This window comes from Actinomycetota bacterium, from assembly GCA_035697485.1.
Taxonomy (GTDB): domain Bacteria; phylum Actinomycetota; class UBA4738; order UBA4738; family HRBIN12; genus JAOUEA01.
In genome coordinates this window covers 1-12295 of the sequence record DASSCU010000038.1, presented here as the reverse complement: position 1 = coordinate 12295, position 12295 = coordinate 1, and the positions used below count along the sequence as shown (strand labels likewise).

9 protein-coding genes and 1 tRNA gene are annotated in these 12295 nt (G+C 69.0%); 4 read left to right on the top strand and 6 right to left on the bottom strand.

What is annotated here, in order from left to right:
- Positions 1–468, bottom strand: a 468-nt coding sequence (locus tag VFI59_11380) for a hypothetical protein (GenBank protein ID HET6714297.1), incomplete at its 3' end; no start/stop codon positions are given.
- A gap of 618 nt (positions 469–1086) precedes the next feature.
- Here VFI59_11380 and VFI59_11375 point away from each other — a divergent pair.
- Positions 1087–3807, top strand: a complete 2721-nt coding sequence (locus VFI59_11375) for a hypothetical protein (protein HET6714296.1) — start codon at positions 1087–1089, stop codon at positions 3805–3807.
- Positions 3797–5209, top strand: a complete 1413-nt coding sequence (locus VFI59_11370) for an ATP-binding cassette domain-containing protein (GenBank protein ID HET6714295.1) — start codon at positions 3797–3799, stop codon at positions 5207–5209. The genes VFI59_11375 and VFI59_11370 overlap by 11 nt, the downstream gene beginning before the upstream one ends.
- Before the next feature lie 123 nt (positions 5210–5332).
- Here VFI59_11370 and VFI59_11365 read toward each other — a convergent pair.
- The 3 genes from VFI59_11365 to VFI59_11355 form a co-directional block, all read right to left on the bottom strand.
- Positions 5333–5429 (bottom strand) — tRNA-OTHER (locus VFI59_11365).
- Between the two features lie 407 nt (positions 5430–5836).
- On the bottom strand, positions 5837–6217 hold the full coding sequence (locus tag VFI59_11360) for a hypothetical protein (protein ID HET6714294.1): 381 nt from the start codon (positions 6215–6217) through the stop codon (positions 5837–5839).
- 124 nt (positions 6218–6341) lie between these two features.
- Positions 6342–7058, bottom strand: a complete 717-nt coding sequence (locus VFI59_11355; protein HET6714293.1) for an HAD family hydrolase — start codon at positions 7056–7058, stop codon at positions 6342–6344.
- A gap of 99 nt (positions 7059–7157) precedes the next feature.
- On the opposite strand from VFI59_11355, the gene VFI59_11350 reads away from it, so the two are divergent.
- Positions 7158–7364, top strand: a complete 207-nt coding sequence (locus tag VFI59_11350; protein HET6714292.1) for a rhodanese-like domain-containing protein — start codon at positions 7158–7160, stop codon at positions 7362–7364.
- 63 nt (positions 7365–7427) lie between these two features.
- Positions 7428–7880 (top strand): CBS domain-containing protein, encoded by a 453-nt coding sequence (locus VFI59_11345; GenBank protein ID HET6714291.1) that lies wholly within the window; start codon positions 7428–7430, stop codon positions 7878–7880.
- 230 nt (positions 7881–8110) lie between these two features.
- On the opposite strand, the gene VFI59_11340 is transcribed toward VFI59_11345, so the two are convergent.
- Both VFI59_11340 and VFI59_11335 read right to left on the bottom strand, forming a co-directional pair.
- Entirely contained in the window at positions 8111–10105 is a 1995-nt protein-coding gene (locus VFI59_11340) for an AAA family ATPase (protein ID HET6714290.1), read from the bottom strand.
- 1780 nt (positions 10106–11885) lie between these two features.
- Positions 11886–12295, bottom strand: a 410-nt coding sequence (locus tag VFI59_11335; GenBank protein HET6714289.1) for a DinB family protein, incomplete at its 5' end; no start/stop codon positions are given.

The window sequence follows — 12295 nt, the reverse complement described above, 5'->3', positions numbered from 1 at the left end:
CGCCGCGCTGCGTCGACCCCCACTACGCATCGGCTCGTGCATCGCCCACCCGTCCACGCCGACGGTGAGCGTGTGCACGACGGACTCACCCCATGGGCGCAGGTCCGGCGCCGGCAGCGGACAGGCGACGCCGGCCATGGCGGCGACGCACTCGACCACCTGCTCAACCATCGCCGGTGACGGGTTGCGGACCGACGCACCCGGCAGGACCTGCTGAGCCGACAGCGTCCAGCCGTCGACCACAAGGACGTGTGGGTACTCCGGTACCGGGACGCCGCGTGATCGGAGCTCGTCGAGGCCGGGGAGCAGGACCGCATAGCGCTCGGCGACGGTCTCGTTGGGGAACCACTTGAGAACCGCCGGCGCGCCGTCCGGCGCCGTCGCGAACCACGCACCCTCGTCGGACACGCCGGTCTCGGCGCGAGCGCCGAGCTCGAAGCCCAGTTCGCGCAGCCGTGCGCGGTTCACGTCGCCGGTGGCTGCTCGAACACCACCGTCACCTTCCAAGCAGCGGGCCTCCGGTCTGGTGCGAAACTACCGCGTTGAAACGGTCGTAGAACTACGACTGGTTCCTCACGCACCCTTCAACGAAGAGCGAGCGACCATCACCGGAGTCCAGCAGCCTTGTGATCCTTTCCACCCCCCGCGGTGCAACTCGTCGGAGGACTCAACATACTCGCGATACTCGCGCCAGCCCGGATCACCGGTGTCTACGACGCGATAACCGCGTCGGCCGAGTTCGGCGAGAGCCGACGACTTGCCGGTTCCCGACATCCCGGTCACGAAGACCGTCCCGACCCTCGGCGGAGAACGCAACATGCGCCGCTGTGGTCACGGGGTCCCCACGGGAGATCGTGAAGTCGTCCAGTTCCTCGGCCCGTAGGAGACACCGTCGTCCTGAAGGTGAAGTTCCTCGTAGCCGAGTGGGGCGAGGGCGGGTGCAATAGAGCCCCCGACTCGCGTCCAGGTCTGCCACGACGAAGAGCACGTGATCGACTGCCGTGTCGCCCGCACCGCCACGCCCGCTGATCCGCCCGAGCCCTCGACCATCGTCGGGAGGCCCGTGCAGACCGCATCATGTCTCCGATGCCTCCCCCGTCAGGGAACCCCGTGTGGCGTGCGGCGCCCACCGTGCTGCTGCGGTTCCGGTCGTTGTTCGCAGCGCTGGCCGCCGGCGCGTTCCTGGTGTGCCTCGTCGCCGCCGCGTTCCCGCTCTTCCTGTCAGCGGCCGAGAACGAGCTGCTCGCCTCCGCGATCGACGATCCCGGTGTCACCCCGTACGGCATGGGCATCGGCTACCGCAGCACCGAGGTCGGCATCTCGCAGCCGGCCGTCGATGGCAAGGGCACGCTGTGGGAGCGGCGCGGCGAGGTCTTCACAACCGAGGCCGGTCGCAGCGACCTGCTCGATCCGACGGAGCGGATGATCTTCGGCGGGGTCCTATCGGTGACCGACCTCGCGGGCGAGCCGCCCGTCACCGGCGTCGTAGAGGGGCGGCTGTTCGCGGGCACCGACGCCCTCTCGCACGTCGATGTGCTCGAGGGCGCCGACGGGCCGGGCGTGTGGCTGCCCGACATCGTCGCGGACCCTCTCGACGCCGGACCGGGCGACGAGGTCGTGCTGCACTCGCCGTCGGCCCGGGTGCGGGTACCGGTCGACGGTGTGTACGCGAGCCTCTACACCCAGCCACGGCGGGGCTACTGGCGGTTCTGGGATGACGACATCTACCCATGTCCGGGCGTAAGGTGTTCAGCCCCGCCGCAGTTCATCCTGGCCGAGCCGGAGCAGGTGCTCGAGCTCTCGGCGGCGCTGGGGTTCCCTCGGGCGACGTTCGCGTGGCAGGCGCCGGCCGGCGTCGATCCGCCGCTCACGCTGGCCCAGGCCTCGGACCTCGCCGACTTCACGCGTAGCTTCCTCGACCGGTCGAGCCCCGGCGGCGACCTGTACGGGACCCTTCGATGCTGTGGCCGGACGTTCACACGGCGCGGTGCGAGCGAGGTGACGATCACGCAGAACGCGAGCCTGGTGGTGCAGGAGGTGCGGCAGCGCATCACGGCGGTGCGCGACCCCATGGTCGTGCTTCTCGTCGCCGGACTGGCGATCTCCCTGGCAGTGGTGGCCGCCGCCGGCATCTTCTCTGCCGCCGGCCGGCGGGTGGAGCTGGGCGTGCTCACGATCCGGGGATGGAGCCCGTTCGCGTTCGGCGCGAAGGCCGGGCTCGAGGCGGTGCTGCCAGCAGCCCTCGGAGGGCTCGCCGGGTGGGCGTCGGCGTCGATGCTCCTCGCCTCGGTCGGTCCCGACGCGCCCGTATCCGCCGGGACGCGCTCGACCGCTGCCGTGGCAGCCCTGGCGGGGGTCGTGGGCTCGGTCGCGATCGTCGCCGTGGTGTCGGGCGCTGCATTCGTCGCGAGACACGAGCACCGCCACCGCGTCACGAAGGTGCTGGCGGCGATGCCCTGGGAGCTCGCGGCCTTCGCCGTCGCTTGGGTGCTTGCCGGGGAACTGGATCGAGGTGGAGTGGTGGACGCCGGAGGCGTGGCGCGCCCGGAGCCTGCGGTCTTCCTGTTCCCGCTCGCGCTCGCGCTGGGCGCGGGCATCCTGTGCGCTCGGGTGGCGCGGTCGCTGCTGCAGGTCGCCTCGCGCGCCGGTGGGTCCGGGGTGAGCGCGGCCTGGCTCGCGGTTCGGCGGCTGCGGGCCGCACCGGCACTGACGTCGCTCTTCCTCGTCGCCGGCATCCTCACGCTGTCGGTGGCGGCGGCGGCGCTCGGCACCGTCGCGTCCCTGCGGTCGACGGTCGACGCGAAGGCCCGAGTCTTCGTCGGCAGCGACGTGCAGGTGCGGGTCGCGAGCGATGCCGAGCCCGACGAGGAATACCCGTATCCGGCGATCCGCATCACCCGGTTCCGGGAGGCGGGATCGATCGACGGAGGCGAGGCGGGGTACGACCTGCTCGTGATCGACCCCGGCGACTTCGCCGCGGCCGCCTACTGGAACGACGCGTTCTCCGACGACCCGTTGCCCGACCTGCTCGACCGGCTCACGGCGTCGGCGGTCGACGGTGTGCCGGTGATCGTGGCGAACGGGGGCGGGCTCGAGCCCGCCTCGCTCACGATCGGCCAAGAAGACGTCCCGGTCGCGGTGGTCGGCACCGCCGACACGTTCCCCGGAACGTCGTCGGATCGCCGACCGCTCGTGGTGATGGACGGCTCGGCGCTGGCCCAGGCGTTCCATGATCTGCCGGATCCTCTGGCGACGCCACGCGCGACGACGGAGATCTGGGTCCGCGGGCCGGCCGATCGTGTGGTGGACACGCTCGATGCCCTCGAGGTCAGACCTCAGCTCCTGCTCACCGCCGAGGAGGTGCAGGACATCCCGTTCATCGAGGCGGCCGTGCAGACGTTTCTCGTGCTGCAGGTGCTGGGCCTGTCCGCCGTGGCGCTGCTGGTGGTCGTCGCGGTCGTCTACCTGTCTGCGAAGCAGCGCGGTCGCGCGGTCGCGACCTCGCTCTCCGATCGCATGGGCATGCGCCGCGCGACGATGCGCACGGCGTCGATCGTCGAGCTCGGCGTCCTGCTCGGCGTCTCGCTCCTCGTCGGGGCCATGGCGGGCGTCGTGTCGGTGGAGCTGATCGTGCCGAGCCTCGACCCCTTGCCCTCGATCCCTCCGGGCCCAGTGATCGTGGTGCCCGTCACGGCGCTCGCGATCACCGCGGCGTGCTTCGCGCTCGCGGCGCTCGTCGGTGGAACGGTGACCGATCGCGGGGCCCGACGCGACTCCACGGCGGAGGTGATGCGCGTTGCCGAGTGAGCACGCGGTACGGTTCGAAGGCGTCGTGCGCACTTACCGCACGCCGACCGGCGAGGTCAGGGCGCTCCGCGACGTCACGTCCACGTTGCCGCGGGGAGGGGTCTCGGTGGTGGTGGGGCCGTCGGGCAGTGGGAAATCCTCGCTACTACGCCTCGTCGCGGGACTGGATAGCCCGACCCAGGGCTCCATCGATGTGATGGGCATCGAGATCGGGCACGCCTCGTCGCGCGCGCGGCGCCGCCTGCGTCGGGCGGCGGTCGGGTACGTCTTCCAGCGACCGTCTGACAACCTGCTCGCGCACCTCACGGTGGCCGACCACCTGCGGCTCGCATCGAGATCCGTCGCAGCCGCGGAGCGGGAGGTGATGGCGACGGCTGAGGCGCTCGGCATCGAGCATCGACTGGACCATCTGCCCGACGAGCTGTCGGGCGGGGAGCAGCAACGGGTCGCGGTCGCGCAGGCGCTGGCATCGGGGGCGTCGATCGTGGTGACCGACGAGCCGACCGCGGAGCTCGACTCGGAGGCCGCCGATGTGGTGCTCGCGCGCATCGCCGACCTCGCCTCGCGGGGTGTCACGTTCATCCTGGCGACGCACGATCGATCGGTGATGGCGATCGCGGACCACCGGTTGACGCTGGACCACGGCGTGGTCGCCGGGTCGGAGCCCCACCGGCGAGCGAAGGTGCAGACCCCGGAGTGGACGGCGCTGCGATGGCCGGCGGCGGTGACGCCGGACGGTCCCTGGCTCGGCGACGAGGACGACGAGCCGGTACTCACGATGCTGGGGGTCCACAAGACCTACGGTGAGGGTCAGGGGGAGGTGGTCGCGCTCGACGGGGTCGACATCGACGTGCGAGCGGGCGAGATGATCGGCGTGGTGGGGCGATCGGGCTCCGGCAAGACGACGCTGCTGAACCTCGCGGCGGGATGGGACCGGCCCGACCGTGGCACCGTCGAGCGTCCGGGCGGCGCCGACCCTGTCTGGGCCGAGGTCGCGGTCGTGCCGCAGCACCTCGGCCTGATGGACGAGCTGAGCGTTCGGGAGAATGTCGAGTACCCGGCCAGGCTGGCCCGCCGCCTCGCCGAGCATCGTCCCCTGGTCGACGACCTGCTCGATCGGCTCGGGCTCACCGAGCTCCAGCACCGATCGCCCCGTGAGACGTCGCTCGGCGAACAGCAGCGCACCGCGGTCGCGCGAGCCGTGGTGCTCGCGCCGCCGCTGATCGTGGCCGATGAGCCGACCGCTCACCAGGACGAGGGCTGGGCGGCCGCCGTGCTCCGCACGCTCGCCGACGCGGTCGTGGTCGGCGGCGCCTGCGTGGTCGCGACGCACGACCCCGACGTGCTGGGCGCCGTCGACCGCACGATCGGCATCGCCGACGGCCGTCTCGACCGGGACTGAGGTCCCGCCCGCGGTCCACGCGGGCTCCGGACGAAGGCTCGAACGTGAGAGCGCTCTCTTCGCGCGCTCACCCGACGTTCACACCACTCAGACTCCGGATCTGCCATTTCCGCAGGTAGACAGTGGCCCCAAGGGGAGTCGAACCCCTGACCTCTTGGCGGCCAGCCAAGTCACGCTCGCACGAAAAGACTCCCAGTTCAGAGACTTACCATTCGCTTACCACCCGGGCCCAGATGACCAGGCTGGTTCGGCCGGTCGCTCGACGGCGTTCGAAGCACCTCGCCTATATGCGAACTTCGTCGCGTCCCTCGATGGGGTCGTTGCGCTTGCGGGCCAGGACCACTCCGGCCAGATGATCAGCGGGCGAAGCGAAGCCGATCGCTTCGTGCTCTCGGAGGGAGACCCCGCGGTGATCGGCGGCCGACCCGGCCTTGTCGAGGGGGCCGAGCGTCTTCCATCTCGGTCGATCTCCGGTGACCTTCTGAGTGTCCCCAACCACGGATCACACCTGTTCCTGAGGTACGCCATCCCGAATTGAGCCCACTCGGTCTGACGCCATCGCCCAGCGTCGACAGTGAGCGCAAGACTGTGGCCGAGGCCGTGCCGACGCATGTCCCGTTCACCATCTCAACGACTCGCGTTGTCCCCGTAGCGCTCACGGAGGAGCCGCAGACGCTCTCGTCCGGTCGCGGTGAGTCGCGTCTTGTAGCCCGGCACCGCTTCCACGAGTTGCTGGTAGTACCCGGCCATGCCCCGGTGGCTGTATCCGTGCCTCTCGCCGATCTCCAGGAACCGTCGCCGGGATACTTCACCGCCGAGGCGATCGACCTCGCCCAGCACGGCGAACATCATCCTCGCCCAGCGTTCACCCGGCCCATGCGGATGCCCGAGATCGGTGCGCGCACTTCTCGCCTCGTCGGCGGCCGCGCGAAGCAGTCGCTCGATCCGCTCGAGCCGCCGCTCGACGTCGAGCAGCTGCATCTCCTGCATCTCGTCGCCTCTGGGCATCAGATCCGAGCGTCGGAGGGACTTGACCGCCGCCGATTCGAACGTAGTTGGCCCGCCCAACCCCGTCAACACCGACGCGTGAGGAGTCGCTGAGGAGGCGGTCAGGGCACGGCACGGGTGTTGACTAGCCCGTCGTCCAAGCCCACTCGAGGCCCGGCATCGGCTCCTGGAGGGAAGGCAGGACGATGTCCGCGCCGGCCCGGCTCAGAGCCTCGCTCGAGTAGTGGCCGGAGGCGACCCCGACGGCCACGGCATCAACGCCACGGGCCGCTTCGATGTCCTTCGGGGTGTCGCCGACCACGTAGACGCGCGCGGGCGCGAGCTTGTGTCCGAGGATCGAGCCCGCGCGCTCGATCGCCCGGCGGGTGAGCTCGATCCGGTCGTCGGAATCGGACCCATACCCGCCGAAGGAGAAGAATCGGTTGAGTCGGGCGCGCGAGAGCTTGATGTGCGCTGCTGCCTCGAGTGCCCCGGTCACGATCCCCAGGAGGAGTCCCCCCTCGCAGAGACGCCGGAGGAGCTCCTCGGCTCCCGGGAGCACCTGGTAAGAGCGGGAGGTCTCGACCTCCTCAGGGAGCCGCTCGAGGTAGGCAGCCAGGAGTCGGGCCATCTCCCGCTCGGACGGCTCGCGCCCGATGACGCTTCGGAACGTCCTCCGGGCGACGACGGGATCGGTCATTCCAGCCTCGGAGAACTCGCCGATGTCGGCCGGGATTCCATGGAGCTTCCCGAACGCCCAGCGCCAGCTCCGAGTCCCGGCCCCGCCGGTGGCGATCAGCGTCCCGTCGACGTCGAAGAGGATCCCGATCGGGGATGTGACGGCCGGCGGTTTCCGGCTCACGGTGTCGGTTCCACGATCCACCCACCTCCCAACCCAGCTCCTTGGCCCGACCGGGTCCCACAGTAGGCTGAAGTCTCTCAGCGATCCCGGGAGGCGTACATGCCGCATGCGGTGCACGATCGAGACGAGGTTCGAGCCCTCATGGACCGAGGCGCGCAGGTGGTCGAGGTGCTGGGCGCCGAGGAATTTCGCGAGCACCACCTTCCCGGGGCGATCAACCTTCCCCTGCGGAAGATCGAGACGGAGGCCCGGGGAGAACTCGATCCGACCCGGCCGGTCGTCGTCTACTGTTGGGATTCGGCCTGAGACCTGAGTCCACGGGCCGCGTGGCGGCTCGAGGGCTTCGGGTTCACCCAGGTCTACGACTACGTGGACGGGAAGCTTGACTGGCTCGCCGCGGGCCTTCCGATCGAGGGCGCCAACGCTGAGCGTCCGCGCGCAGGCGACGTCGCCCGTGCAGACGTGCCCACGTGCCGGCTGGACGAGCTGATCGGGGCGGTCCGCGATCGTGTGCGCGCTGCTGGATGGGACGCCTGCGTGGTCGTGAACGACGAGCGCGTGGTGCTCGGCCTGCTCCGCGAACGGGAGCTCGGCGAGGGTCGCGACGTGCCCGTCGAGCAGGCCATGCGACCAGGCCCTAGCACGTTCCGACCGCATGTCCCGATCGAGGAGATGGCCCACTTCATGACGGACCACGACCTCCAGACGTCTCCGGTCACCACGTCCGATGGGCGGCTGATCGGGGTCCTCAGGCGCGAGGACGCGGTCGAGGCCGCACACGGGCAGCACCTGCATGACGAGGCCGACGAGGAGGAGCCGTAGTTGTGCCAAGTGATGAACGAGCTGTGCTCACCTGCACGCGGTGCCATGTCGTCGTCGAGCTCTGCGCGGTCTGCGAGCGAGCGGACTGCCGCGAGACGATCTGCTATGCCCCGCTTCCCACTCGGTCGGGCCGGTATGCATTTCACCTACTAGACAGTGGACCCAAGGGGAGTCGAACCCCTGACCCAGGGAGAAGAAGGCAGCGTCAGGCAGGAACATCTTTCCCGGCCCTACCAGTACGCATCACTGAAGGCATCTCTCAAGTCCATGTCAGCTCCTTCAATCTGTGCTGCCCTCAACTCGGAATCCGAGAGTGCATGGCGGAGCAACTCCATTGTTCGGTTGTGCAGCGCACGCTCTAACGGTTCCAACTCAAAGCCGGTTAGTTCTCGAAGGGCTTCAGATGCCCCGAGCAGCCTCGCGGCGGAGCCGTGATTCCCCCGTCGTGTCTCGACAGCGGCCACGACCTCCAGGCAGTCCGTTGCGAGGATGGGATCTGATGCATCGATTGCCGCAGCAACTGCTTGGGCTCCCACATCGGCGGCATCCTCGATGCGTCCCAACTCGATGAATGCCAACGCGAGGTTGCACCGCGCCGCAGCTCCATCGGCAGATTCATTGAGCTCCAGAGCGAGCGCGACGGCTTCCTCCGAGTACTGGACCGCGTCCTCGACCATCTCACGGACCATGGCCGAATACCCCAAATTGATCAGCGCTACCAGCAGCATCCGCGGGTGCTCATCTTTGAGGCTCCGCGCGATCTCAGCGCCTTCCCTCTCTAGGTTCCACGACTCTTCGACGAATCCCTCGGCCTCAAGCGCGTTCGCTAGATGTGCCATCGCACGCTGGACACTCGCGAGGTCGCCGGTGCCTCGGGCCTCCGCAAGCGAATCTTCGGCTCTCGTGCGAGCGTCCTCGTATCGGCCTTGGAGATAGTCCACACCGGAAAGTCGAATCAGTACCAGTGCGTAGTAGCTGCCCTTGGCACCCGACTCGAGCGACCTCTCAAGCCAAGTCCGCATCTCACTGAGGAGGCCACGATCCATCCAGTAGTGGCCGAGCGAGCCTGCAATTGCCTGCAGGGCCTCGTGGTCGGATCGTTCGTGGAACCATGACAGGGCGGCTCGGAGATTCTCTTGCTCCGCGTCCAATAGTTCCAGCCAGTTGCCCCGCGGGCCCTCGAGTGCGACACTGACGCGCTCTGCGAGGGACCCGTAGTATCGACCGTGCCGCTCTCGTAGTATCCCGACTTCGCCCGGATCCTCGAGGCGCTCCCAGGCGAACTCCCGGATGGTCTCGAGCATCAAGAACCGGAGCGACCCGTCGGCCAACTCGCGGCGCCTCACGAGGCTGTCGTCGACGAGTGTGCCGAGCCCCTCGAGCACGTCGATATCGTCGCCGCCGCAGACCACCTCTGCGGCGTCCAGCGTCCAACCTCCCGCGAAGACCGACAGCCGCGCGAACAGTCGCCGCTCGTCGGGTTCGAGGATGTCGTGGCTCCAGCGGATCGTCTCCTCGAGCGTGCGATGACGCGCCGGCAGGTCTCGGGCACCGCCCTTCAGCAGGGGCAGCCGACGCTCGAGCCGATTGGCCAAGGCCGCAGGGTCGAGCACGCGGAGCCGGCTGGCGGCGAGCTCCAGGGCGAGTGGCAGCCCGTCGAGCCGCTCGACGATCTCGGCGACCGCCGGAGCATTCGCCTCGGTGAGCGTGAAGTCCGAACGGACCGACGCTGCACGGTCCACGAACAGTCTGACGGACTCCGATGAGCCGAGTCGCGCGGCATCGCCACGCTGCTGGTGCGCGGGAAGCTCCAGAGGGGCCACCTGGTACTCATGCTCGCCCGAGATGTGTAGCGGGATGCGGCTGGTCGCCAGCACCGTCACCCTGGGCGCCGCGTCGAGCAAGTCGCCGATCGCCGAGCTGCCGTCCACGAGCTGTTCGAGGTTGTCGAGCACGAGCAACACGTCGAGATCCGCCAGGTGCCGGCGAAGGCCGTCGGCGAGATCTCGACCGGCCGCCTCTCGCACCTTGAGCACCCCGGCGATCGCTGGGACCACGAGCGTGGGATCGGTCAGCGGGCTGAGGTCCACGAAGAACACGCCGTTGGGGAACCGGTCGAGCAACGTCGAGGCGGCCTCGAGCGCGAGCCGGGTCTTCCCGGTACCACCCGGGCCGGTCAGCGTGAGCAGTCGCGTCTCACCCAGGAGTCTCTCGATGTCGGCCATCGCGCGTGCTCGGCCGACGAACGAGTTTCGACGCGGCGGCAGGTTGTTCCTGCGGGCTGCCCGTGTCCTCAACGGAGGGAAGTCGGAGCGCAGGCCGTCAATCACGAGATCGTGCAGGCGCTCAGCATGCTCGAGGCCCTTCAGCTCGTGCAGCCCGAGACTCCGGAACGTCGCCCCGTCGGGCACCTCGTCCGCGACGAGGACGCGGGTGGCCTCCGACACCACGATCTGGCCGCCGTGGCCTGCCGCTGCGATCCTGGCGGCTCGGTTCACATCGATCCCGACGTAGTCGTCGCCGCCCGGCACGCCCTCGCCTGTGTGCAGTCCCATGCGGACCCTGATCGGGCCGCCGTCGGACCAGGCCTGCGCAGCGAGCGCTCGTTGCGCCGCGACGGCGGCTCGCAGCGCGCCCGACGCCGTCGGGAACGCGACGAAGAACGAGTCGCCCTCGGTACCGATCTCGACGCCTCCCTGCTCGGCGATCGCGGTACGCACGATCTCGGCGTGTCGGTCCAGCTGGCGCACGAACCCGTCGCGCCCGAGCTCCTGGAGCACCCGGGTCGACCCCTCGATGTCGGTGAACAGGAACGTCACCGTGCCGGTGGGCAGGTCGCGCATGCTCAGAACAGTACGCCAGCGCCCCGGGTCGGTCGTTGCCCGCGATCGGCCCACGTACGACGGACCTCAGCGATGCGTTGATGCGGGGTGCCTCCACATCAGACGGGCCGCTCGCACGCAGGAAGAGGGAGAGCGACCCACCGCTCGCCGGCTAGTCGAAGGACGGCCCGTTGACGACAGTTCTCGGCAGCGCGGGATCGACGCGGCTAGCTCACCGGGCTTCATCGACGCGGAAGTGCCTGCCAAGTCCCGATTCATCCAAAGCTCGATCTGCGACGACGAGCGCGTTCCCCGAGAGCCGTCTCGGGGTTGTTATCTACGGCATCCGGGCATCTCCTCTGCCTCGTCGTTGGTGAACACGATGTCCCCGTAGGGATCAGCCTTGCCTAGCACTTCAAGCCGGTCCCTCGATCTGAAGAGCACGCCATCGAAATCTCCAGCGGCATCGAAGGTTCCGCCGCTGGGATCCTGCAGAGTGACGGGACTCGTGCCGTCGGCCAGGCGCAAAGCGAACTCGATACCCAGGTCCGAGCATCCTCTCACCCGTCGGGACGCAGCGAGAGGCCGCTCAAGTGCGCCAGTGTTCGCGAATGTTACCTGAGGCGTCTCAGATTCAACGGGGAATCCGACGGCAGCACTGGGGTCCAGCCCGCGACGTGCAGCCAACGACCCTCACTCTGCGCCTTCGCGTAGACCACGTATTCTCGGTCTTGTACTGGAACACCGCGACGGCTTGCCGGACCCTCGCCCGACGCGAGCGTCGTTTCCGCCCACTGGATCACCTCGCGAACGTCCTGAGTACCAGCAAGTTCGAACGTCATCTCCTCCCACCCCATGGGCGCCCCCGGGAAGGGCACCGGGACTGGTCGGACAGTTGGGCCCGGCGTACCACGCGTGGGCTGGTCGATTTTGGGCGGCCTAGCGGGGTGTTCCCAGAGGGTGACGCGGTATGCGGCGGCCAGCTCCCAAGGTTCGTCGTCGTAGACGTCCGGAGCCTGTCTTGCGTCCATGAACAAAGCCTAGACCCCTGGGCTGGGAGAGCGTTCGTCTCGCCCGTTCGGTGTCCTTGGTGCCCCATTGGATAGCGCTGCGCTGCCCGAGGGTTCGCAAATGTACCTGGACGGCCTCGGTTAGGGACGTATCCCTTCGAGGGCCGGGGGGTTCAGTCTGCGGGGCGGAGCAACTCGAGCGTCATGTGGAGGTGGCCCACGTGCTCGCCCAGGTGGGAGGTCCCGTACAGGAGCGCCCAGGAGGCCGTGACCGGATCGTCCGTAGGGTCCTGCGTCCAGGTCCGGACCCCCTCGATGGACGGGTCGAAGGTCACGCCGTCCAACAGCCCGAGGCACTGCCCGATCATGTCCTCGACCCAGCCGCCCAACCCGTCGGCGGCGACGGTCCGGAACTCGGCGGGGCGGTCGCGAGGCAGCGGCGGCGCGCCGACCGCGATGCTCATATACGAGCGGGTGCTCGCGAGCGCGTGGGTCGCGATCACGGCGACCGAGTTGGTCTCCCCTCCCGCGGGCTTCGCGTTGAGCTGATCCACCGTGAGACCCGCGATGCCGCGGCGAATCT